General features: G+C 42.6%; 25 protein-coding genes, 1 tRNA gene and 1 pseudogene. 13 read left to right on the forward strand and 14 right to left on the reverse strand.

All coding sequences use genetic code 11. The features are described 5' to 3' along the window. Positions 1 to 45 precede the first annotated feature (45 nt). Both ACJMKR_RS06145 and ACJMKR_RS06150 read right to left on the reverse strand, forming a co-directional pair. Entirely contained in the window at positions 46 to 477 is a 432-nt protein-coding gene (locus tag ACJMKR_RS06145; RefSeq protein WP_423062322.1) for a hypothetical protein, read from the reverse strand. Positions 478 to 576: 99 nt separating this feature from the next. After that, on the reverse strand, positions 577 to 852 hold the full coding sequence (locus tag ACJMKR_RS06150) for a hypothetical protein (protein WP_423062323.1): 276 nt from the start codon (positions 850 to 852) through the stop codon (positions 577 to 579). A gap of 385 nt (positions 853 to 1,237) precedes the next feature. Between ACJMKR_RS06150 and ACJMKR_RS06155 the strand changes: the two genes are divergently transcribed. The 3 genes from ACJMKR_RS06155 to ACJMKR_RS06165 are packed head-to-tail and all read left to right on the forward strand — an operon-like array spanning position 1,238 to position 3,478. Next, positions 1,238 to 2,242: a 3-deoxy-7-phosphoheptulonate synthase gene (locus ACJMKR_RS06155; RefSeq protein WP_423064199.1), complete on the forward strand. Its 1,005-nt coding sequence runs from the start codon at positions 1,238 to 1,240 to the stop codon at positions 2,240 to 2,242. Beyond that, complete coding sequence (locus ACJMKR_RS06160) at positions 2,239 to 2,820, forward strand: prephenate dehydratase domain-containing protein (RefSeq protein ID WP_423062324.1); 582 nt, start codon at positions 2,239 to 2,241, stop codon at positions 2,818 to 2,820. Before ACJMKR_RS06155 ends, ACJMKR_RS06160 begins: the two co-directional genes overlap by 4 nt. Continuing rightward, complete coding sequence (locus ACJMKR_RS06165; protein WP_423062325.1) at positions 2,810 to 3,478, forward strand: prephenate dehydrogenase/arogenate dehydrogenase family protein; 669 nt, start codon at positions 2,810 to 2,812, stop codon at positions 3,476 to 3,478. The genes ACJMKR_RS06160 and ACJMKR_RS06165 overlap by 11 nt, the downstream gene beginning before the upstream one ends. 3 nt (positions 3,479 to 3,481) lie before the next feature. Here the strand turns inward: ACJMKR_RS06165 and ACJMKR_RS06170 are convergent, their stop codons facing one another. Continuing rightward, entirely contained in the window at positions 3,482 to 4,111 is a 630-nt protein-coding gene (locus ACJMKR_RS06170; RefSeq protein ID WP_423062326.1) for a tRNA-(ms[2]io[6]A)-hydroxylase, read from the reverse strand. A 37-nt stretch (positions 4,112 to 4,148) separates the two neighbouring features. Here ACJMKR_RS06170 and ACJMKR_RS06175 point away from each other — a divergent pair, with 37 nt between their 5' ends. Then, a complete protein-coding gene (locus ACJMKR_RS06175) occupies positions 4,149 to 4,964 on the forward strand; it encodes a hypothetical protein (RefSeq protein WP_423062327.1) in 816 nt (271 codons plus the stop codon). Here ACJMKR_RS06175 and rlmB read toward each other — a convergent pair. Next, positions 4,946 to 5,695 (reverse strand): 23S rRNA (guanosine(2251)-2'-O)-methyltransferase RlmB, encoded by a 750-nt coding sequence (rlmB, locus tag ACJMKR_RS06180; RefSeq protein WP_423062328.1) that lies wholly within the window; start codon positions 5,693 to 5,695, stop codon positions 4,946 to 4,948. The genes ACJMKR_RS06175 and rlmB overlap by 19 nt on opposite strands. Positions 5,696 to 5,878: 183 nt before the next feature. Here rlmB and ACJMKR_RS06185 point away from each other — a divergent pair. The 5 genes and pseudogenes from ACJMKR_RS06185 to def form a co-directional block, all read left to right on the forward strand. Next, positions 5,879 to 6,401 (forward strand): annotated as a pseudogene (locus ACJMKR_RS06185) (septal ring lytic transglycosylase RlpA family protein); the annotation flags it as partial. A 23-nt stretch (positions 6,402 to 6,424) separates the two neighbouring features. Then, positions 6,425 to 6,691, forward strand: coding sequence for an SPOR domain-containing protein (locus ACJMKR_RS06190; protein WP_423064200.1), 267 nt, complete (start codon positions 6,425 to 6,427; stop codon positions 6,689 to 6,691). Between the two features lie 27 nt (positions 6,692 to 6,718). Next, positions 6,719 to 7,393 (forward strand): uracil-DNA glycosylase, encoded by a 675-nt coding sequence (gene ung, locus ACJMKR_RS06195; protein WP_423062329.1) that lies wholly within the window; start codon positions 6,719 to 6,721, stop codon positions 7,391 to 7,393. An 85-nt stretch (positions 7,394 to 7,478) separates the two neighbouring features. Further along, positions 7,479 to 7,562, forward strand: a tRNA-Leu gene (locus ACJMKR_RS06200). A gap of 35 nt (positions 7,563 to 7,597) precedes the next feature. Beyond that, the gene (gene def, locus ACJMKR_RS06205; RefSeq protein ID WP_423064201.1) at positions 7,598 to 8,110 is read left to right on the forward strand and encodes a peptide deformylase; all 513 of its coding nucleotides are present in this window, start codon (positions 7,598 to 7,600) and stop codon (positions 8,108 to 8,110) included. On the opposite strand, the gene ACJMKR_RS06210 is transcribed toward def, so the two are convergent. From ACJMKR_RS06210 to ACJMKR_RS06255, 10 genes are all read right to left on the reverse strand, one after another. Then, on the reverse strand, positions 8,107 to 8,481 hold the full coding sequence (locus ACJMKR_RS06210) for a carboxymuconolactone decarboxylase family protein (protein ID WP_423062330.1): 375 nt from the start codon (positions 8,479 to 8,481) through the stop codon (positions 8,107 to 8,109). The two genes, def and ACJMKR_RS06210, sit on opposite strands and share 4 nt — an antisense overlap. 221 nt (positions 8,482 to 8,702) lie before the next feature. Further along, a complete protein-coding gene (locus ACJMKR_RS06215; RefSeq protein ID WP_423062298.1) occupies positions 8,703 to 9,596 on the reverse strand; it encodes an IS982 family transposase in 894 nt (297 codons plus the stop codon). A gap of 96 nt (positions 9,597 to 9,692) precedes the next feature. After that, positions 9,693 to 10,049: a hypothetical protein gene (locus ACJMKR_RS06220; protein WP_423062331.1), complete on the reverse strand. Its 357-nt coding sequence runs from the start codon at positions 10,047 to 10,049 to the stop codon at positions 9,693 to 9,695. Positions 10,050 to 10,121: 72 nt separating this feature from the next. Further along, positions 10,122 to 10,262: a hypothetical protein gene (locus tag ACJMKR_RS06225; protein WP_423062332.1), complete on the reverse strand. Its 141-nt coding sequence runs from the start codon at positions 10,260 to 10,262 to the stop codon at positions 10,122 to 10,124. 245 nt (positions 10,263 to 10,507) lie between these two features. Beyond that, a complete protein-coding gene (gene alsS / locus ACJMKR_RS06230; protein WP_423062333.1) occupies positions 10,508 to 12,172 on the reverse strand; it encodes an acetolactate synthase AlsS in 1,665 nt (554 codons plus the stop codon). Between the two features lie 391 nt (positions 12,173 to 12,563). Next, positions 12,564 to 13,040: a cytochrome b gene (locus tag ACJMKR_RS06235; RefSeq protein ID WP_423062334.1), complete on the reverse strand. Its 477-nt coding sequence runs from the start codon at positions 13,038 to 13,040 to the stop codon at positions 12,564 to 12,566. A gap of 9 nt (positions 13,041 to 13,049) precedes the next feature. Beyond that, on the reverse strand, positions 13,050 to 14,342 hold the full coding sequence (locus ACJMKR_RS06240) for an adenylosuccinate synthase (RefSeq protein ID WP_423062335.1): 1,293 nt from the start codon (positions 14,340 to 14,342) through the stop codon (positions 13,050 to 13,052). Positions 14,343 to 14,423: 81 nt separating this feature from the next. Next, on the reverse strand, positions 14,424 to 15,707 hold the full coding sequence (gene hflX, locus ACJMKR_RS06245; protein ID WP_423064202.1) for a ribosome rescue GTPase HflX: 1,284 nt from the start codon (positions 15,705 to 15,707) through the stop codon (positions 14,424 to 14,426). Positions 15,708 to 15,723: 16 nt separating this feature from the next. Continuing rightward, the gene (lolD, locus tag ACJMKR_RS06250) at positions 15,724 to 16,410 is read right to left on the reverse strand and encodes a lipoprotein-releasing ABC transporter ATP-binding protein LolD (protein ID WP_423062336.1); all 687 of its coding nucleotides are present in this window, start codon (positions 16,408 to 16,410) and stop codon (positions 15,724 to 15,726) included. Beyond that, the gene (locus tag ACJMKR_RS06255; RefSeq protein WP_423062337.1) at positions 16,403 to 17,653 is read right to left on the reverse strand and encodes a lipoprotein-releasing ABC transporter permease subunit; all 1,251 of its coding nucleotides are present in this window, start codon (positions 17,651 to 17,653) and stop codon (positions 16,403 to 16,405) included. The genes lolD and ACJMKR_RS06255 overlap by 8 nt, the downstream gene beginning before the upstream one ends. 320 nt (positions 17,654 to 17,973) lie before the next feature. Between ACJMKR_RS06255 and cyoA the strand changes: the two genes are divergently transcribed. The 4 genes from cyoA to cyoD are packed head-to-tail and all read left to right on the forward strand — an operon-like array spanning position 17,974 to position 21,832. Next, positions 17,974 to 18,828, forward strand: a complete 855-nt coding sequence (gene cyoA, locus ACJMKR_RS06260) for a ubiquinol oxidase subunit II (protein ID WP_423062338.1) — start codon at positions 17,974 to 17,976, stop codon at positions 18,826 to 18,828. 9 nt (positions 18,829 to 18,837) lie between these two features. Further along, positions 18,838 to 20,883: a cytochrome o ubiquinol oxidase subunit I gene (gene cyoB / locus ACJMKR_RS06265; protein ID WP_423062339.1), complete on the forward strand. Its 2,046-nt coding sequence runs from the start codon at positions 18,838 to 18,840 to the stop codon at positions 20,881 to 20,883. Next, positions 20,880 to 21,491, forward strand: a complete 612-nt coding sequence (gene cyoC / locus ACJMKR_RS06270) for a cytochrome o ubiquinol oxidase subunit III (RefSeq protein WP_423062340.1) — start codon at positions 20,880 to 20,882, stop codon at positions 21,489 to 21,491. The genes cyoB and cyoC overlap by 4 nt, the downstream gene beginning before the upstream one ends. Next, positions 21,491 to 21,832 carry a cytochrome o ubiquinol oxidase subunit IV gene (gene cyoD / locus ACJMKR_RS06275; RefSeq protein WP_423062341.1) on the forward strand — a complete coding sequence of 114 codons (342 nt, stop codon included), beginning with the start codon at positions 21,491 to 21,493 and terminating at the stop codon, positions 21,830 to 21,832. The genes cyoC and cyoD overlap by 1 nt, the downstream gene beginning before the upstream one ends. The last annotated feature ends 73 nt before the right edge of the window (positions 21,833 to 21,905 follow it).

Below are 21,905 nucleotides of genomic sequence, written 5' to 3' on the forward strand. Positions count from 1 at the left end.
TAATTATTTTTATAAATTTATCCAAAGTCCAATATTACACTAAACTTACCACACTCGGCAATACTGGAAATAACAACTTGCTGGTTTACCACTCAAACGCCGACAGCGATCGAATGCACGCGATACTGAGGTGAACCGACTGTGAGAAGTGCCACTCCAAAGCCCACCTACACTACGGTTTTTCACATAACATGTATACCAATACTTGCTTGATGGCAAACCTGTGTGAATACAGGTTTTAATTTGACAGGCGGCAGGATGTAGACTGCGAAGACGACATTTCTTCAATGCATGTGTTTGCGCAACGTGTTTATTTGTTGACCAAGTTATCGCGCTATGACCGCCGGTCTTGTGATTAGCGGCAACACAGCGATAACCCGGTGGCCGAGGAATCGGTTTTGAAGGCGGAGGCGGTGCGTTACAGCCTGCTAACAATGTACCGAGAAATAATGACGAAATAATAATGGGTTTTTTCATATCACACCTCCTGTCGAGCAACATCTTAATATCAATAAACGAATCCCTCAAGGCAAGACGCTTGATTGTTTAAAATAATTTGTTAGTTAGCGCATTTAGTTAACCAGCAGCATCGTTGACACAATTGAGAATACGACAACCGCCTGGATTAGCGCTGTGTGCGCGGCATTTATCTAAGGCATTCGCCTTGGCCGCACGTTGATTCGTGGACCATCCAATCGATTGAGAGCCACCCGACTGGCCACTCACGGCAGTACATTTATAATTATTATTCCAAGATCCTGAGTCGTAAGACCCAACCCCTGAACATCCTGCTAACAATATCGCACCGACGCTCGTTAGAACAACCGGTAGTAAAGTCCTTTTTAGTTTCATGTTCCCCTCTCCTTTGGCTTAATGATAACTAAATGATTCCACTATAGATTATCACGACAAGCACTCGATTGCATCTCTCCCAAAATTAATCGATCCAAGGAGGGGTTCAAGGTATTGGCGCTTGACAAAACGCTGAAACCGGTGAAAAATATCAATAAAGTCGAGGCATTAGCGATGTTATTAACAGTTGATCTTTCCTACCTACCTTTTTTCTATTTTAGCGCTTAGCGCGCTAATACTATTTAACATCACATTATCACTGAACAAATCCCATTATTCACACTACAATAGTTAACAAGGCTATTGAAAAAGAAAGGTATATCGACTGCAAATTACAGATAACATCCGCATTAAAGAGCTCAGAGCGCTGATTTCACCCGCGTTACTGCGAGACCAACTCCCTTTGACAGAAAAAAGTGCCGAGATTGTCAGCCAAGCGCGCCAACAAGCAAGCAAGATTATCCATGGTGAGGATGATCGCCTATTAGCCATCGTCGGCCCCTGCTCCATCCATGACCCTAAGGCTGCCATAGAATATGCCACCAAACTGAAAGAATGCGCCGATGAATTAACCGATGACCTTTGCATTATTATGCGCGTCTATTTTGAAAAGCCGCGCACCACCGTTGGTTGGAAAGGTTTAATTAACGATCCCGAGCTCGATGGCAGTTTCGATATCAAGAAAGGCCTGCATAAAGCACGAAAACTATTAATCGACATTAATGATCTTGGTTTGCCAACAGGAAGTGAATTTCTCGATACGGTTATCCCGCAATACATTTCCGATTTGACTGCATGGTCTGCTATCGGTGCTCGCACCTCCGAAAGTCAAGTTCACCGAGAATTAGCTTCCGGATTATCGATGCCCTTGGGTTTCAAAAATGGCACCACGGGTAACATTCAAATTGCTGTGGATGCAGTGTTAGCTGCAAGGCATGCCCATCATTTTCTGGGCGTTTCAAACGATGGCATCGCATCTATCGTGAGCACAGCGGGCAATAAAGATTGTCATGTGATCTTACGGGGCTCGCAAGATACAACCAATTACGACTCGCAATCGATTAATGATACTGTTTCAAAATTAACAGCGGCTGATTTAGATCCGCGCGTCATGATCGATTGCAGCCATGGCAATAGCCAAAAAGATCACAACAAACAAAAACTCGTTATCGCCGATTTAGCAGAACAAATAGCACGAGGTAGTCAAGCTATTATGGGCGTAATGATTGAAAGCAATCTGATCGAAGGCAAACAAACATTGCAAGCCAATGAAGCATTAACCTATGGACAAAGTGTCACGGATGCCTGCATTGGTTGGGACAATACCGTCAGTGCATTACACACATTGGCCGATGCCGTAAAAATACGACGTCATGGAGTTAAGAAATGATTACGATTGGGATTCAAGGTGTAAAGGGAAGCTTTTCAGAAGTAGCGGCAAACAATTTTGCGCAAAGCCAAAACATTGAAGATTATCAACTAGCTTATTTGCTTTCATCTGAAAATGTTTTAAATGCAGTTGAAAACAATGAGGTTAATTTTGGTATTTTTGCAATGGAAAATTCGCAAGGCGGTGTCGTCATTGAGAGCATTAAGGCCTTAGCTTCACATCGTTGCACGATCGTGGATATGTTTCACATTCCGATTAGCCAAAATTTAATTGTGTCACCGGGAGTCACCCTGGATAAGATTACCGAGATTCATTCACACCGCCAGGCTTTGCGACAATGTCGTGATTTTCTATCGAATCATTTCTGGGGATTCCCATTAATTGAAGAAGCGGACACCGCCGAATCCGCGCGACGATTGCGAGACGGTGAGTTGCCCAAAACCGCAGGCGTTATTGCAAACAAAGCCTGTGCGGAAATTTATGATTTAGAGCTGCTTCAAGCCGATATCCATGACTTAAAAAATAATTTAACATTGTTTTTAGGTGTCACACAGTTTGAGGATCGTCATGACAAATGATGTGAGCATTATTGGTTATGGCCGCTTTGGCAAAGTATTAGAAATTTTACTGGCCAAAAAGTTCAACGTAAAAATTGACGATGTGTCATGCTCAACCATTTTTATCGCGGTACCCATTCGCGCATTCGAAAAAACTATTCGTGATATTGCCGATAAAATAAATCCCGAGGCTACTATCATTGATGTTTGCTCTGTTAAAATTTATCCCGTTAAAATCATGAAGCAATATTTACCTCAATCCGTTAGCATCATTGCGACACATCCATTATTTGGTCCGGATTCCATACAAAATAATCATCCTTTAAAAATCATGATGAATAATGTTCGCGATCATCATAATCAATATCAGCAATGGAAAGATTTTTTTACTCAGCATCATATTGAAGTGCTTGAGATGACACCCGAGCAACACGATGAACTCGCCGCAAAAACGCAAGGCATCACTCATTTTGTTGGACGCATTTTAGAAAAAATGAATGCCAAAGCATCAGAAATTGATACGTCGGGCTACGCTGCCTTATTAAAAGTGATGCAACAAACGTGCAATGACAGCCGCGAATTGTTTCTCGATTTACAGCGCTATAATCCTTATCCCCAAAAAATGATTGGCGAACTCGAAGCGGCCATTGCTGCATTGAAACACGAGATTTCAGAATAATGTTTAATTAGCGGCTTCTGCCTCTGGAACACCGCTGTGAAAACGGAACTCATTATCGGGCTGCATAATTAAATCGGCCTCGACGTGTTTAAACATTTCAATGCGATCATCGATATTAAAATCCGCTGTTTCTCTGGCTAATTTTAAATAAACTTGAAAGTGATTCGCCTCAGCCGCTAACAAACCGCTATAAAATTTCTGCATCTCACCCGTCAAAAAGGGCACTAACTTTGCGAAGCGTTCACAAGAACGTGCTTCAATAAAAGCGCCTACAATCAGGCTATCAATTAATTTATGTGGCTCACTCGTTTTCATGTGTCGACGCATCCCCTTGGCATAGCGTGCTGGTGGCAGATGCGCAAACGGCACACCGGCCTTATGCATGAGCGCTAGCACCTTTTCAAAATGACGCAGCTCTTCGCGTGCGAAACGAGACATCGGTTTGAGCAGTTGTACCTGATTCGGATAGCGAAAAATGAAACTCAAGGCGGTCGAAGCCGCCTTTTTCTCGCAATGCGCATGATCCACCAAGAGCAATGGAAGGTTGTCTTGAGCCGCATCCAACCAAGTTTGAGGCGTCTCACACCCTAAAAAATCAATTACTTGCATCATTTTCATTTTAATATTGTTCATGAGCTGATATCATCACCCTATATTTCTGGAGTAACCTATGGCCGCTAAAAACACCGACTCTTTTATTTCAACAGATGCTAAAGTGCTCATCAACGATTGGCAAGCTCTCCATAAAATCATTGAAGCACACACACAGTTGACAACAGAACAGCTCGAGGGAGATCACTCGAGCTCGTTGACAACTTTGCTTTCAGAACGTCAGTTAACGGATGCATTAGCAGGCCCCTACCAAAAGTTTTTCAAACAAAAGTTAAGCGCCTATGCAACAATTGTAAAACTTCGTTTAGAAATTACCCTGCAAGAAGATGAGTCATTAAAAATTCCAGACGATGATGCGCAAGAAACGAATTCTACCTTTAAAGCCTTACTCGAAAAATATACGCTCAACGATTTAAACAAAATCCAAGCTGAACTGGATCAATTAACCAATGAACACAACGAACAGTGGGAAACACAACTCGCCGAATGGAATCAACAATTGCTAATGAGCGTAATTGCCAATCAAATTCCGTTAACCAACATCGAAATAGAAGCGTTTAAAGACAAAGAACCGCTCTCAGAATTAATCAACCTTTACAATGACCTCAACATTGATTTGCCAAAGTTAGATTTTGCTGATTTTAATTTTGAACAGTATTTAAAATTAAAGCTCGAATTAGTCATTCGAAGCTCATTGCATCGTCGTCATGAAGCACACGAGCTGACCGATATCAGTCGAATCATGAAAAAATTCAAAAGTGATTTCGCAACCATTCATCAACAAGAACAGCAACTCGTCGAAAAACAAAAAGTCGATACGCAAAGGATCGTTGAACCGATTACGGTTTCAAAATCTTATACACAACCGCGTTGACGTTGAACTTCGTAAAGACAAACACCCGTTGCTACAGAAACATTCAGGCTATCAACGGTACCTTGCATGGGAATTCTCGCCAAATAATCGCAATGTTTTTGCGTTAATCGCCGCATGCCCTCGCCTTCACTACCGAGAACGACGGCAATATCACCACTACAATCAATATCGCGCAAAGAGGTCTCGCTCTCTGCGGCTGTACCCACAATCCACATGCCCTGATCCTGCAACCATCGCATCGTTCGCGCTAAATTCGTCACCTGCACAAACGGCGTGATTGACACCGCACCTGATGCTACCTTCCGCACTACGGGTGTAATGCCAACCGCACGATCTTTGGGTGCGATAACCGCATTAACACCAAATGCATTGGCACTTCGCAAACAAGCACCGAGGTTGTGTGGGTCTTGCAAGCCATCCAGTATGAGCACTAATTTCGGCTGTTCTAGGTTGCTGAGCAATGACTCCAGCGCTGATTCATGAAAACTAGTAAAGTGCTTACATTCGGCCACCATACCTTGGTGCTGCACTTTTTCTTCCAGAAGCTCATCAAGCTCATGTCGCGATATACGTGCCACATTAACGTCCGAACGTTTTGCTAAATCCATGAGTTCCTGTAAACGATCATCGTGTCGTTGCGCTTGCAGGTATAGCTTGAGAATCTGATTAGGTTGCGTTTGCAGTAACGCCTTAATGGTGTGATAGCCGTAAATAAATTCAGGTTTGTTCATATTTTGATCAGCTTGTTTCCAGTGAGTGCGACAAATTACTCGTAGTTTATCGCATTTTAAACTAAATAAGGATTTTAAATTAGCAAAATGCTAATTTAAAATCCTCGCCCGAAATCTGCATTTGGGATTCCCTAACTAACTCTATTCCGTTAAGATAGATCTAAACAAGGACACGAAACTGACATGCGGAAAAATTTCTCGATTCGATTTATTGCATTTTTAGCGTGTATATTTTCACTACTCTGGTTAAGTGGATGTGCTACACGTGTCCATGATGGTCCACCTCACTTTTATGTAGATGCCAGTAAAATTCCTAATGCCGTGCCAAAACATTTACCCAAAAGTCGTTACGGCAACCCTTCATCTTATGTTGTTAATGGAAAACGTTATTATGTGCTAGCAACTTCAGAAGGATACAGTAAACGCGGAATCGCTTCTTGGTATGGCACAAAATTCAACGGAAAATTAACATCGACTCGTCATCCTTATAACATGCTAGCAATGACCGGCGCGAGTCCCGTGTTACCGATTCCTTGTTTCGTGCGTGTCACCAACTTAGAAAATGGCCGATCCATCATTGTAAAAATAAATGATCGCGGTCCTTTTGCCCCTAATCGCATTATTGATTTATCTTATGTTGCGGCTAAAAAATTAGGCTACATAAATAGAGGAACAGCCATGGTGCAAGTGACAGCGATCGATGTTAATAACTACAATAGACATCAATTTATGACTGTATCAAATGTACCTGTACCGCATCATCCCCAACTCTATTTACAGCTAGGTGCCTTTCGTGAACTCGCGCATGCAGAAGTATTAAAAGGACGCGTTGAAGCTTATATCAATAAACAGGTAATCATCAATAAAGGCTTGTTGAAACATCTCCCCATCTATCGTGTACGAATTGGCCCACTGCTCGGTGTTGGTGAATCAGATCATTTACAATCAGAATTAAGAAGACTCGGCTTTGGAGAAGCCATTACTGTTATAGGTTAGTTTATTTAGTAGGAGAGAAAAGGGAAAATGACGAGCATGACAGAGACAATAACTTGGAAAGATGTCCTTGGTGAAGAAAAACAAAAACCGTATTTTAAGGCCATTTTAGACTTCGTAAAAAAAGAACGCGCCGCAGGTAAGAAAATTTACCCTCCACACAAAGACATGTTTAATGCGTTGAAGTTCACACCGTATGAAAATGTGAAAGTGGTTATCTTGGGTCAAGATCCTTATCACGGTCCTGGCCAAGCACATGGCCTCGCCTTTTCTGTGCAACCCGGAGTTCCCTTTCCACCATCGTTACAGAATATTTTTAAAGAGTTGCAAAGCGATGTCGGGATTCCCATGCCCCAAACAGGCTGCTTAGAAAAATGGGCAAAACAAGGTGTGTTATTATTAAATGCAGCATTATCCGTTGAAGATGGCAAGCCGCAATCACATGCCAATATTGGTTGGCATCAATTTACCGATGCGGTGATTTCGAGTTTGAATGAAAACCCGAATGAAATCGTATTTCTATTGTGGGGCGCTTATGCGCAGCAAAAATCGATATTAATTAACTCGCTTCGTCATCGTATCTTAAAAGCACCCCACCCTTCACCCTTATCTGCAAATCGTGGTTTTTTTGGCTGCAAGCATTTTTCGCAAGCCAACGAGCTACTACGCCAGATGGGGCGCGAAGAAATAGACTGGTCGCTTTGACTTACGCCTTGTTTTCAAAAGAGATCATCGGATCTCCATCTCTAAATTGACAATTCCGGCCCGCCTCGCTAAAGTTTGTTGCTGCGCCGAGATGGTGGAATTGGTAGACACGCAAGCTTCAGATGCTTGTGGGGGCAACTCCGTGGAGGTTCGAGTCCTCTTCTCGGCATATTGAGTACCTTTAACGATTATATTTTTATGACTATTTTAAAAATTTTACAATATCCGAATCCGCGCTTAAAAACCGTAGCGCAACCCGTCGAAACATTCGATGATGAAATTCAAAAGATCATCGATGATATGTTTGAGACTCATTACAGCAAAGAAAATTGTGCAGCCCTCGCTGCAACGCAATTAGATATCAAAAATCCTAAGCATATCACCGTTATCGATTTTTCAACTAATAAAGATGAACCACTCTGCTTAGTCAATGCAAAAATTATTGAGCGCGAAGGTGAACGCACGGAAGAAGAAGGTTGCATGTCTGTGGGTGGTGCTACTTATGAAAAAGTAACGCGAGCAGGAAAAATTAAAGTCCGCGCGCAAGATCGGCATGGCAAGCCACTCGAGTTTGAAGCCGATGGTTTTATGGCAAAGTGTATTCAACACGAGTTAGATCATCTTGACGGGGTGATTTTTCTCGATCATCTTTCCCCTCTTAAGCGTAGCCGTATCGATAAAAAAATTGAAAAGCTGCGTCGTCATGGGGAACTTTAGCAAGACTCAAAAACTTCTTTAGCAGCCATAATAGCGTTTGTCGCGGCAGGAAAGCCACAATACGCAATCATCTGCGTAATGATTTCAACAATTTCAGCCTTTGAGGCGCCACATCGCAACGCTGCATCGATATGAATTTTCAACTGTGGGATTGAAAAACCTTGCACGGTTAATGCAGCGACTGTTGCAAGCTCACGTGTTTTTTGATCGAGAGTTTCATCGCCATAAAGATCACCAAAAGCAAACTCAACATTCACCGTTGCAAATTTTGGTGCGATTTCTCGAATTGCCTCAACATATTGGTCAGCCTTTGGCCCTAAATGTCGCCGCATTTCTTCAATGCCTTTTTTATAACGCACTTCATCAGTCATAACAATACTCCCTTACATTGACGCAATACTCCAAGGACCAGACCCTTGCAACATAAAGAAAAAAGCAACGGCTGCTAATACAAAGTTTTTTTGTGCCGATGATACGTTGCCAAGAACTGCTAAATTCACTAGTGCGCTACTCGCATCAGCCGAAAATTCTTTCGCGCGATTGGCTAATTGATAGTGAATATAAGCGCCACCTATATTAAATATTAATAACCTCAGTTCTGGATAACTGCGTATAAATTATTCTTTATATTGTTGGTTTTTATTCCTGGTTTGTTTGGTCGCCAAGAATAGGCAATTAGCGCTGCAAGGGTATTGACTAAAAAATTAATCGGACTACGATGACGCGAATGCTCAACATGATACAAGTTTTTCAACTGATCGATAATCGTTTCTACGATGCCACGTTGTTTTAGGAAAAACTTTTCAAATGCAGAAAGCATTTTGTTCTTCATATTTTTACGGACTTTTGTCACAAATTTTAAATCGTGTTTTGCCAAATCGTCCGCAAGATCTTTTCCAAGATACCCTTTATCGCCAGCGCCCAACCCCTTTAAATTAGCCATTAATTTTCTAACAACAGCGCGATCATCCACGTTCCCTTTCGTTAAACAAAAACGGATTAATTCCCCTTGATGATTAATCACAATATGTAGTTTAAAGCCGTAAACCCAGCCCATTGTGCTTTTACTGCGTTTAGCAATGCCTTTGAAAACCTTGTTTCGATAAATTCGTTTATTGTGGCATACGCGTAGTGTAGTTGAGTCAATATAATACAATCCCGTGTGTTTGCCCTTTCTCGAAAGCAAATAGGCGGCGAGCATCATTAGCGCTGCTGATTGGCAGGCGACAAAACGTGTGTAACTCAGCGCCGTAGGAAAATACTTCTTCATGTCTTGTAAAACACATCCACAATAAAAATCCTTAAATGTGCGATAGTGACTCATTTGAAACAACACAATGATGGTGCCAATTTCAGACAAGCTCATTTGCATCGCTCGATCTCGTTTTCTGTCTGGGTTCGGTAGCAAATACTTTGATTGACCTTTCAAATAATCCTTGCAAAAATCATCCATATCACAAAAAATCTCCGTGACCGGTGCCAACATGATTAACTCCTGTTACATTATTTAGCTGTAATTTTGGAGCTAAATTTTAGCGGTTCCGGTCTTTTTTTCAATTATTTCATTCACTTATTCCTTTTCTTATACAGAACTCAGGTTATTAATAATAAAATACCGCCAATGCGTGCATAAATGCCGAGTAAAATTGATAACCCACCGATAATCATTACAAGCACTGATGCGATCGTAAATGTTTTCGGCTGCTTCTTGAAAAGCAATGCGGTCGTATCGATAGTCCCTTGCCAGTTTTTGAATAACGCAATTAAGGGATATAAATACATCCATGCGTATACTATGCGAAGGACTATCCATGCGAAGGGGTGGATATTCATCATTCGATGCGCGCCATGGAGAGCGAAGCGAAGGCGCGTATTCCGCGGTAGGCTCGGATTTTTTGCCGAGCGTAAGCGACTGCAAAAAATCTTTACGAGCCGTCAAGTCATTTGAGAGCCCGTGCGTAGTCGAGCCGTGAGGTCGCGGAGCGCGGGCGACGAGGACGTCCGCGGCTATTTAAGTTGTCGCGTATTGCGAGTCGATTATTGACAGGGATGGCAATAATCTATCACGAGCATCGCGACACGCTTGAACCTCCTTGTGGTGATCTGGAGCACCATTTGCGGGGAATTTACTGCGAAAAATGAGCCTCGCCATGCTCATGTATTATCTATACACTCCGCTGGCTCGTTAATTTTTCACAGTAACTTCCCGCACAACTGACGCTCCTAAGTTCCATTGAGCATCTTACTCTTCTTTGCAAAAAAATGCTCTCCTGATCTGGAGCACCATTACTTGTCATCCCGAACACAGTGAGGGATCTCGTAACCACAGCACTGTGCTACACGTTTGAGATTCCTCGCGCTGCTTGGAATGACTACGAAATTATAACAGTTTTATTATTAATGACCAAGATTGTCACAGGCAGATTTGAAGAGCTCTAAGTTATCGCTGTAATCAATCGGAATTTGAATTAAAACAGGACCCTCATCGTTCAGGGCTTCTTGCAAGGTTTCTAACAAAGCATCCGAATGATTAACCGCATACCCCTTTGCGCCAAAACTCTTCGCATAGTCAACGATATTTACCGGACCAAAATCAACACCGCTCGTTCTTTTATATTTCATTAATTCTTGCTCGGCTACCATGTCATAGCTTCCATCCACCCAAACACAATGCACAAAATGGCAATTCTCACGCACCGCCGTTTCTAACTCCATTGCTGAAAATAAAAAACCGCCATCACCTGAAATTGAAATGACTTTTTTATGTGGCCTTACCAACGTTGTCGCAATCGCCCAAGGCAATGCCACACCGAGCGTTTGTTGTCCGTTACTAAATAATAAATGATGTGGTTCATAGGAAAATAAGTAACGCGCCAACCACATATAATGTGTGCCCACATCACTGATAATAGTAGTAGTATCGTCACTGCATTGATTTAAATCGTGAATAACGCGTAAAGGATGAATCAGTTTACCATTAAATTTGGCACCACTTGCAATTTTATCCTGTAGTTCTTGCTGTAATTTTTTAACAAATTTTTCATGAGCTAATGTGTCACGCTTTTCTAAATGTGTCGATAATGCATTGAGGTTTTTAGCAATGTCACCCACTAATTCGATTTTCGGTTGATAGGTTGTGTGTATATTCGCGGGGTTCGTGTCAATATCAATAATAGTTTTATTGCATTTTCGATTCCACGTTTCCGGGTCATATTCAACAGGATTATACCCCACGGTGACTACCACATCAGCAACGTCTAATAATTTGTCGCCAGGCTGATTTTTAAATAACCCTAAACGGCCAACAAAATATTTCACTAAATCACGAGAAATCACACCCGCTGCCTGATAGGTGCTGACGACAGGCATGGGTGTTTTCTTCAATAATGCGCGAATAGCTTCGGTATTTTTAGGTTTGCTCGCTTCTAGCCCTAAAAAAAATACCGGTTGTTTAGCATGATTGATTAATGCGGCAGCTTGCTTGATTTTGGTTTCGGGTGCGCTCCCATACTCAACGGGTGGGACTGCTTTTGTTGCAAATGCTTTTGTTTCACACGTTAGAACGTCTTGTGGCAAACTCATAAATACTGCACCACAATGAGGCGTTGTGGCAATACGAAAAGCATTTTCGACAACTTCGGGAATATTTTCGGCTAACACAACTTCCGAACTGTGCTTAGTCACCGGCGTCATTAAGGCGACGTTGTCTGTACTTTGATGCGATTCTTTCAAACGCATCGCACGCGGCACATTAGCGCCCATTGCGACGATTGGATCTCCCTCTGTGGTCGCTGTCAGCAATCCGGTTGCTAAATTAGAAACACCAGGACCCGATGTCACTAATACAACGCCTGGTTTGCCGGTTAAGCGCCCATAAATGCCTGCCATAAACGCAGCATTTTGCTCGTGACGGCACACAATGAGTTTGATTTTATCGCGAACATCTACCAATGCGTTAAAAATTGCATCAACTTTTGCACCGGGGATGCCAAAGATATATTCTACACCGTGATTGATAAGACAATTGACTAAGAGCTTCGCGCCGCTTGATTTCGCTGCCATGCTGACAGCCTGTCTTTTCGTTGAGTCCTTATATTATAGTATAATTTAAGCATAACATTGTAAACAGGCCCTAAACTCCTGGCCACATCCGCGTTAAGATATTATCTTTATTAATCAAATGATGCTTAAATGCAGCTATGATATGAATTGCTACGAGGATACAAACGATGCGCGCGATGGAGAGCGAAGCGAAGGGGCGTATTCCGCGGCAGGCTGGGATTTTTTGCCGAGCGTAAGCGACTGCAAAAAATCTTTACGAGGCGTCGAGTCAGTTGAGAGCCCGTGCGTAGTCGAGCCGTGAGGTCGCGGAGCGCGGGTGAGGAGGACGTCCGCGGTTATTTAAGTTGTCGCGTATTGCGAGTCGATTATTGACAGGGATGGCAATAATCTATCACGAGCATCGCGACACGCTTGTGACCCAGGCAAGGATTAAATGAATGTTCGCTGCCGCTGTAACAACGGCTTTATTTATTCCAATTCCTGGCATTGGAATTTCAACAAGCCAGAAAAAATTCGGCGGATGTCCTGCTGCTGTAGAAAGAAGCCAGCCGCTGATCGGCATTAGAAACAATAATAAATACAATGCGAAATGAACGGTTTTGGCAGCGACTCGCTCCCACTTAGTCATGCTGATTGACCAATGCGGTTTAGGATTAATCAAGCTCCAGAAAATAAATAAAATCATCACGAATAAAATAAGAAGTCCGACCGATTTGTGAAATGTATAAAAACGGCCTTGAATGATTTCATTGCCGATGCGGCTCATCGAAACACCCACGATGATTTGTATGAGAAATAAAACGAATATCAACCAATGAAAAAACTTCGTTACACTGCCATAACGTTCATGGGTATTGCGACAAGCCATTATTTTTCCTTAAATAAAGGGATCCTCTAAAATTATCGTCTGATCGCGCTCGGGTCCTGTCGACACTATTTTAACAGGCACCTGTGTCAGTTCTTCTATTCTAGCAATATAATTGCGAGCGTTTTGTGGCATATCTTTAATGTCAGTAATGCCAAACGTTTCAGACTTCCAACCCGGTAATTCTTCATAAACAGGTTCACAGCTTGCTAATGCTTCCTGGTCGAATGGAGGTTCATGCAAAATTTCACCGTCCAGACGATAACCGGTACAAATGCGAATTTTATCGAATTCATCGAGCACATCTAACTTTGTTAATACAATTCCAGTTAAGCTGTTTGATTGAATTGACCAACGCATGCCAATCACATCAAACCAACCACAGCGTCGCGGCCTGCCGGTCACAGAGCCAAACTCTTTGCCACGCTTGGCCATGGTTTCACCGATCGTGTCGGTTAATTCCGTTGGAAACGGCCCCGCCCCAACGCGCGTGACATAGGCCTTCGTTATGCCTAAAACACCATCTAAATATAAAGGCCCAAAACCTGTACCTGTTGCTGCTGCACCCGCTGTTGTATTTGAAGAAGTTACAAACGGATAAGTGCCTAAATCCACGTCTAATAAAGAGCCTTGCGCGCCTTCAAACATGATGTTTTTGCCTTCACGACGCAGTTTACCTAACAATGCCGACACATCACCAATCATTGGTTTTATTTTATCGGCCATTTGCAATAGTTCTTCTAGGACTTTCAAATGTGGAATCGGTTTTTGCTTATAAAAATGCTCTAATTGAAAATTGTGAAAATCTGCTAGTTTTTTTAATTTTTTTTCTAAAAAATCGGGGTGAAATAAATCCATTGCGCGAACACCACGACGCGCCACTTTATCTTCATAAGCAGGCCCAATGCCGCGACCCGTTGTGCCAATCGCTTGTTTACCAAGCGCTGCTTCACGCGCTTGATCCAATGCCACATGATAAGGTAATAACAAATTACAGGCCGAGCTAATTCGTAGTTGCTTCGTCACTGCTGTACCCTGCTCTTCCAATTCTTGGATTTCGCCGAGCAAAGCTTCTGGCGAAACTACAACACCATTGCCAATTAAACACAGCACGCCTTCGCGTAAAATGCCAGATGGGATTAAACGCAAGATTGTTTTTTTGCCGCGAATAATTAGAGTGTGTCCGGCATTGTGGCCACCTTGAAAGCGCACCACAGCCGCCACACGGTCTGTTAATAAATCAACGATTTTACCTTTTCCCTCATCACCCCACTGGGTGCCAAGGACAACAATATTTTTTCCCATTCATTTACTTCCGTTATCTGATCAGTCTAGCAAAGACTATTCTACGAGGCTCTAGATACCGCTGCAAGCAGTTGGCCTACTCTATTCTCGATCTGTTGATATCAACCGTTGATAGTCTTTACGCTGCATTTTCACCTGCATAATACTATTTCCGTCATCAGTAGTCGATTCACTCATGACAGCCCCCATATCATAAAGCTTGGCACGCAGTCGCCCTTCTTCCGGGGTTAGCTGCACCTCACACTCAATGATTACATCAGCCAGTAATTCAATAATTGCCTGATAAAATAAATCAAAGCCTTTTTTTGTTAATGCTGACAACCATACCCGACGCGGAGCGCCTTCAGCGTTGCGGTCAATATGTGGTGTAATATCGTCACGCAAATCAATCTTGTTATAAATAAGTAATTGCGGCACTTCTTCAGCACCTATCTCATTTAAAACCTTATTAACTTCATCAATGGTGTCTGCACAGTGATTCGCTTGCGAATCGACAATATGTAACAATAAATCAGCTTGCCGTGTTTCCTCCAATGTAGCACGAAATGCTGCCACTAAATCGTGCGGCAAATCACGAATAAATCCAACTGTATCCGCCAATATAACTTTGCCAACTTGGGGTAAATCAATATGTCGCAGCGTAGGATCTAACGTTGCAAATAGTTTATCGGCTGCATAAACGTCGGATTCTGTTAATTGATTAAAGAACGTTGATTTCCCCGCGTTGGTATAACCCACCAAGGATACCGTCGGAATTGCAGCTCGCTGGCGTGCACGACGACTTTGATGACGCTGACGAGCTACTTTTTCTAAGCGTTTGTTGATTGCTTTAATCCGTAAATTCAATAATCGACGGTCAGTTTCTAATTGGGTTTCACCCGGACCTCGCAAACCAATACCACCGCGTTGACGCTCTAAGTGACTCCATCCTCGCACTAATCTCGTACTCAAATGTTTTAATTGCGCAAGCTCTACCTGTAATTTTCCCTCGAACGTGCGTGCGCGTTGCGCAAAAATATCGAGAATTAAACCGGTGCGATCCAACACACGACATTGAAATAATTTTTCTAAATTACGTTCTTGCGCAGGCGAGAGCTCATGGTTAAACAGCACTAAATCAGCTTTAACACCACTGACCGCTGCCTGAATTTCCTCAGCTTTACCTTTGCCTACAAAATATTTGGATTCAGGTGCAGTGCGTTTACCGGTAATCAATGCCAATACTTCACCGCCTGCTGAATGTGCCAACTCCTGAAATTCAGACAATGATTCTGGATGTGTTTTTTGATAAAAATCGATGTGCACCAAGACTATGCGCTCGCCGCCTTCATGCCGCTCTATAAAATAACGGTTAGATGTTTTCAGTGAACAATCCTCTACCTTATTTTTCTACAATTAAATTCCCGCTCTGTAAGCTAAGAATTCGATCCATTTTGCTAGCTAACTTACGATTGTGCGTTACAATTACAAAACTTGTCGATAATCGCTTATTTAATTGCAATAGCAGTTCTACTATTTGTTCCGCTGTTTTTTCATCTAAATTGCCAGTTGGTTCATCGGCCAACACACATTTGGGTTCCGTTACCAAAGCGCGAGCAATAGCAATGCGTTGTCGCTCACCACCGGACAACTCACCTACACGATGTTTTTGTCGATTCAATAAACCAACCTGCTCAATGTATTTCAAGGCTTTTTGTTTAGCGCTTTTAGGCTTAACACCACGAATTAATAGTGGAATACACACATTTTCAAGTGCGTTGAATTCCGGTAATAAATGGTGAAATTGATAGACAAAGCCTAAATGCTCATTGCGCAAAAATCCCTTTTCTTTTTCGCTGAGTTTTCCTAAGTTTTTCCCCACCACAAAGACTTCGCCCGCCGTTGGTTTGTCTAACCCACCCAGCAATTGCAACAACGTTGATTTTCCAGAACCCGAAGCACCAATAATTGCAACTAATTCGCCCGGCAAGACAGAAAAATTTAAGTCACGAAAAACCGGCACATTTAAACTACCTTCGACATATGTTTTACTCAGGTTTTGACAATAAACAGTAGGAGAATTATTCATAGCGCAAAGCCTCAGCCGGTTGAGTCCGAAACGCTAAGATAGCTGGATAGATTGTCGCTAACAAACTTAGCACCACAGCAATAATAGAGATATTAATCACATCGCTCCATTGCAAGCGCGATGGTAGAAAATCCACAAAATACACGGAGGCTTTAATAAATTGCACACCAAATAAATGCTGCACCCAATTGGTAATATCCGTTACGCTTAACGATAAAATAATCCCGGCAACCACACCCAAAATGGTTCCCACTATGCCCAAAATTCCACCTTGAATAATAAAAATCGTCATGATCGTTCTCGGGCTTGCGCCTAATGTTCTCAAAATAGCGATATCGGCTCGCTTATCATTCACCGCCATCACCAAGCTCGACACCAAATTAAAGACCGCGACCAACACAATTAAAATCGTTATAAAAAACGCGACTGTTTTTTCCATCGCGACACCGTGAAAGAACGCGCCGTATTGTTCTGTCCAATTTGTCACAAGGTAACCGTTTGGCAACATGCTTTGGATTTGATCGGATACGGTTTGCGCTTGGTAAATGCTTTGAATTTTAATGTGCAACCCACCAATGCCTTGCGAACCTGGGAATAGTCGATGCGCATCCTGTAAATTGATGTACGCAACACCCGTATCAAAACCAAAACCGCTTTTGGTGGCAAAAATGCCGCTAATCGTAAAGCGTCGTAACTGCGGAAACACACCAACCGGTGTTGTCGTCGCCTGTGGGGTAAACAAAATCACTTTGCTTCCTAACACGAGACCCAATCGATCCGCCAACTTCTGACCGATCACCATGTTGTAGGAACCCGACGTTAAGCTTGATAATGAGCCAGCTACGAATTTAGTTGCCAACTGCGATATTTTGTTCTCTTGCTCGGGTAAAATCCCCACAACCTGAACCCCACTAATCACGCCTTGATTGCTAAGCATACCCTGACCACTTATATAAGGAGCTGAATCAATTACTTGAGGGATCTTATTTACGCGATTTCTCAAATTTGGCCACAGCTTTGTAATATCATGACCGGTCATAATTGTTACTTCTGGTGCGATAGCAAAAAATTGATTGCGAATTTGATAGTCGAAACCATTCGTCACGGACAACGATGTAATGATCGCCATGACGCCAAGGGCAATGCCTAGCATCGACACTAGGGATACAAATGAGATGAAGTGGTTGCGCCGCTTAGCGCGGGTGTATCGCAGGCCAATGTAAAGCGATAAAGGTCTAAACATAAAAAGAACTATACAAGATAAGCTTATTAGGCACCAGTGGAATGAGTTTCAATTATTTGTTAGCCGAGCGTATCAAAATAAATTTCGCAGCCCACACACAAAACTACCCCTGAATTCATCTATCTTTTTTTAAAAGTCTCATATATAATCTAGGCATTTCGCGCCAGCGCCTTCAGGATGTGTTTGATTAAATGAATAATTTTCTTGAATTAACTAATTTATTTATTGCAGCTTACTCAAAAAAACATAATTTCAAACATATCTATAAAAAAATAAAATTTATATGGAACACGCTTCAAGACCGGAGAGATGCTAACGTTATGAAGAAGTTAAGATTTTTTCTTTTACCTGGATTAGTTGTTTTGTTAAGTGGCTGCAAGATGGCCATCTTACAGCCAAAAGGTCAGATCGCTGCAAGCGAAATGCATTTATTAGTGGGTGCCACGATACTCATGTTACTAGTGGTTATTCCCGTCATTATTCTATCTTTCGTCATTCCTTGGCGATATCGTGCTAACAACACCAAGGCAAAATATACACCCGAATGGGCTGATAGCGTGTTACTGGAAATTGTTTGGTGGTCTATTCCCTGCGCGATCATCATTGTATTAGCAACCGCCACCTGGATCATGACCCACCGCTTAGACCCTTACCGACCCTTAGCTTCAAAAGAAAAGCCCATCACCATTCAAGCCATTGCCCTCGATTGGAAATGGTTGTTCATCTATCCTAATAAACACTTCGCTACCATCAACTATGTCCAAATTCCAGTAGATGTGCCCGTTAGATTTTATATCACATCCGATGCACCGATGAACTCTCTAGAAATTCCACAGTTGGCTGGACAAATTTACGCAATGACCGGCATGCGAACAACTTTATATTTGAACGCAAACACACCCGGCACCTATAGAGGTTTGTCAACAAACTTCAGTGGAAATGGTTTTGCATCGATGACATTTACGGTGAAAGCTACATCACGAAGACAATTTGATGAATGGGTTAAAATGACACAGCAAGCGCCTAAAAAATTAACGATGGCAGCTTACACAAATTTAGTGAAGCCGAGTGAAAACAACCCAGTTGAATATTTTTCTTCACCGACGAAAAATTTATTCAATATAGTGCTGATGAAATACATGGGTGCCGATATGCCCGCCATGAAGAACAATTAGGAAAATGCAATGCTTGAAAAATTAATATTTGGAAATTTAACCCTTGATCAAATTCCTTTTCACAATCCTATTATCATGGGTGCTGGCGCCCTCATGGGACTATGTGTCCTCGCTGTTTTAGCGCCCATTACTTACTACAGGAAATGGGGCTATTTATGGAGAGAGTGGATCACCACTGTCGATCATAAAAAAATCGGTATTATGTATATCATTCTCGCCTTCGTCATGATGTTGCGTGGCTTTTCCGATGCCATCATGATGCGCTTGCAACAGGCGTTAGCCGATGGCAGTCACATGGGTTATTTACCACCCGAACACTTCGACCAAATTTTCACAGCGCACGGCGTCATCATGATTTTCTTCGTCGCGATGCCATTTATGTTTGGTCTATTAAACTTAGCAGTGCCGTTACAAATTGGTGCACGCGACGTTGCTTTCCCGTACTTAAATTCATTAAGTTTGTGGCTTACGGTTGTTGGCGCTGGTTTAGTTAACATTTCTTTGATCGTCGGAAAGTTCGCTGCAACCGGTTGGTTAGCCTACCCTCCCCTCTCGGGCATTATTTATAGCCCTGGTGTTGGTGTGGATTATTATATTTGGGCACTCCAAATAGCAGGGATTGGCAGTTTGCTCTCCGGCATCAACTTCCTGGTGACCATTTTAAAAATGCGCTGCCCTGGCATGACACTCATGAAAATGCCGGTGTTTACGTGGTCTGCTCTTGCTGCCATGATTCTCGTCATTCTTGCTTTCCCAATCTTAACAGCAACATTAGCTATGCTGTTTTTAGATCGCTTCTTTGGAATGCACTTCTTCACTGCCGGATTTGGCGGCAACGCAATGATGTATATCAATCTAATTTGGGCTTGGGGTCATCCGGAAGTTTATATTCTTATTTTGCCTGCATTCGGTATTTTTTCCGAGGTGGTGGCCACCTACAGTAAAAAAAGATTATTCGGTTACACAACGATGGTTTATGCCACGATGGCGATTACGGTTCTCTCGTTTGTCGTCTGGTTGCACCACTTTTTCACGATGGGTGCCGGTGCTGACGTGAATGCATTTTTCGGCATCGCCACGATGATCATCGCGATACCAACCGGTGTGAAAATTTTCAATTGGCTGTTCACGATGTTTCGCGGCAGAGTTACATTCTCTATCCCCATGCTATGGACAATTGGATTTATCAGCACATTTAGTATTGGCGGTATGACGGGTGTATTAATGTCCTTACCCCCTGTTGATTTCCAACTTCATAATAGTGTGTTTTTAGTAGCGCACTTTCACAATGTGATTATCGGCGGTGTATTGTTTGGTTATTTCGCTGGTGCTTATTATTGGTTCCCGAAAACATTCGGATTTACCTTAAACGAGAAATACGGAAAACGTGCTTTTTGGTATTGGATCGTCGGGTTTTATATCGCGTTTATGCCCTTATACGCATTGGGTTTGATGGGCATGACACGACGACTAGATCATTACAGCGCAACTGCGTGGCATCCCTATCTTGTTGTGGCAGCTATCGGCGCCGGCGTGATTTTCATCGGCATTATGTATCAAATCGCGATGATTATTTCGAGCATCAGACACCGCGCTGAAAACAAGGCTGTTGCAGACCCGTGGGATGGTCGTACATTAGAATGGTCGATCCCCTCACCTCCACAGTTTTATAATTTTGCGCTGACTCCAGTTGTTCGCAGTCGCGATGCCTTTTGGGATATGAAGCAAGAGCGTTTACAAAAAGGTGCCGTTGAGAAACCAAAATATAAAGACATTCACATGCCAAAGAATACAGGAACAGGTTTTATTATTGCTATGTTCGCTGCCATCTTTGGCTTCGCAATGGTCTGGCACATGTATTTGTTTATTGGCGTGGGACTTGTTGGTGTGATCGCAACGATGATGGCTCGCACATTCAATATGAATACTGATTACTATCTAAAAGCAGAAGATGTAGCCAGAATGGAAGCAGAACGCATGAAACACACACCACCACCAGCTCCAAGTCACGGCGCTATGGAGCCTGGATATTTAGATGAGGCAACAGAACAATGACAACAGACGTTACTACTCACGATAGCCATCACGATGTAGATGGACACCATGACGGCGATGCCATCGATGTATTTGGTTTTTGGATTTATATCTTAACGGACTGCATTTTATTCGCGACATTATTTGCAACCTATGCGGTACTCCACAACAATACATTTGGTCAGCCTGGTATTAAGCAATTAGTTAGCCTGCCCTATGTGTTAACTGAGACGGTCGCGCTGTTAATTAGCAGCTTCACTTACGGCCTTGCGATGTTGGCTCTCTATCGCGGCAAGCGCGGACAGGTGATTAGCTGGCTGGTAGTGACTTTTCTATTCGGTGCAGTCTTCATTGGGCTTGAGCTTAACGAGTTCATTCACCTCTATATAGATGGGCATAGCTGGCATAGTAGCGCTGCTCTTTCTGCCTTCTTTACACTGGTTGGGACGCACGGCCTCCACGTTACCATTGGCTTAATTTGGATGGGCACGCTGATTTTTCAACTTTGTAAATACAATGTCACACCTTTCATGGGCAAGCGCTTAACCTATCTAGGTTTATTCTGGCACTTCCTTGATATCGTGTGGATCTTTGTATTCACCATCGTCTACTTAATGGGAGCACTATAATGTCTGAGATGATCGACACACATGTTGCTACAAAATACGGGACAGGACGCAAAACACTTAAATCTTATCTAGTGGGTTTAAGCTTATCATTGCTCTTAACTTTGGGTTCTTTTGCATTGGTGGGCAAACATTTACTGCCTACCGTCTATATTTATATTTCCATAGCGGTACTCGCGATCTTTCAGCTCATTGCACAAGTGATCTGTTTTTTACGCTTAAATTCCAGTGAAAAAGGTCGATGGAACTTAATGCCATTCATCTTTACGATCGTCATTATTGCAATTCTCGTAGTTGGCTCACTGTGGATTATGATAAATCTAAACTACAACATGATGCATTAAGGTTAACTCACGAGTAGTTTCTAGGTTTCGCGTAAGACTAAAAATCTGTAACCCGAAACCTATTCACGAGGTG

It is taken from the genome of Candidiatus Paracoxiella cheracis, assembly GCF_049348705.1.
In the GTDB taxonomy this organism is placed as follows: domain Bacteria; phylum Pseudomonadota; class Gammaproteobacteria; order Coxiellales; family Coxiellaceae; genus Paracoxiella; species Paracoxiella cheracis.

Bases quoted from the DNA above. Each gene is read 5' to 3' on its own strand.
- ACJMKR_RS06145 (WP_423062322.1), bottom strand. From the start codon at position 477: ATGAAAAAACCCATTATTATTTCGTCATTATTTCTCGGTACATTGTTA.
- ACJMKR_RS06150 (WP_423062323.1), bottom strand. From the start codon at position 852: ATGAAACTAAAAAGGACTTTACTACCGGTTGTTCTAACGAGCGTCGGT.
- ACJMKR_RS06160 (WP_423062324.1), top strand. From the start codon at position 2,239: ATGATTACGATTGGGATTCAAGGTGTAAAGGGAAGCTTTTCAGAAGTA.
- ACJMKR_RS06165 (WP_423062325.1), top strand. From the start codon at position 2,810: ATGACAAATGATGTGAGCATTATTGGTTATGGCCGCTTTGGCAAAGTA.
- ACJMKR_RS06170 (WP_423062326.1), bottom strand. From the start codon at position 4,111: ATGAACAATATTAAAATGAAAATGATGCAAGTAATTGATTTTTTAGGG.
- ACJMKR_RS06175 (WP_423062327.1), top strand. From the start codon at position 4,149: ATGGCCGCTAAAAACACCGACTCTTTTATTTCAACAGATGCTAAAGTG.
- rlmB (WP_423062328.1), bottom strand. From the start codon at position 5,695: ATGAACAAACCTGAATTTATTTACGGCTATCACACCATTAAGGCGTTA.
- ACJMKR_RS06190 (WP_423064200.1), top strand. From the start codon at position 6,425: ATGACTGTATCAAATGTACCTGTACCGCATCATCCCCAACTCTATTTA.
- ung (WP_423062329.1), top strand. From the start codon at position 6,719: ATGACGAGCATGACAGAGACAATAACTTGGAAAGATGTCCTTGGTGAA.
- ACJMKR_RS06210 (WP_423062330.1), bottom strand. From the start codon at position 8,481: ATGACTGATGAAGTGCGTTATAAAAAAGGCATTGAAGAAATGCGGCGA.
- ACJMKR_RS06215 (WP_423062298.1), bottom strand. From the start codon at position 9,596: ATGTTGGCACCGGTCACGGAGATTTTTTGTGATATGGATGATTTTTGC.
- ACJMKR_RS06225 (WP_423062332.1), bottom strand. From the start codon at position 10,262: ATGGCGAGGCTCATTTTTCGCAGTAAATTCCCCGCAAATGGTGCTCCA.
- alsS (WP_423062333.1), bottom strand. From the start codon at position 12,172: ATGGCAGCGAAATCAAGCGGCGCGAAGCTCTTAGTCAATTGTCTTATC.
- ACJMKR_RS06235 (WP_423062334.1), bottom strand. From the start codon at position 13,040: ATGGCTTGTCGCAATACCCATGAACGTTATGGCAGTGTAACGAAGTTT.
- ACJMKR_RS06240 (WP_423062335.1), bottom strand. From the start codon at position 14,342: ATGGGAAAAAATATTGTTGTCCTTGGCACCCAGTGGGGTGATGAGGGA.
- lolD (WP_423062336.1), bottom strand. From the start codon at position 16,410: ATGAATAATTCTCCTACTGTTTATTGTCAAAACCTGAGTAAAACATAT.
- ACJMKR_RS06255 (WP_423062337.1), bottom strand. From the start codon at position 17,653: ATGTTTAGACCTTTATCGCTTTACATTGGCCTGCGATACACCCGCGCT.
- cyoA (WP_423062338.1), top strand. From the start codon at position 17,974: ATGAAGAAGTTAAGATTTTTTCTTTTACCTGGATTAGTTGTTTTGTTA.
- cyoB (WP_423062339.1), top strand. From the start codon at position 18,838: ATGCTTGAAAAATTAATATTTGGAAATTTAACCCTTGATCAAATTCCT.
- cyoC (WP_423062340.1), top strand. From the start codon at position 20,880: ATGACAACAGACGTTACTACTCACGATAGCCATCACGATGTAGATGGA.
- cyoD (WP_423062341.1), top strand. From the start codon at position 21,491: ATGTCTGAGATGATCGACACACATGTTGCTACAAAATACGGGACAGGA.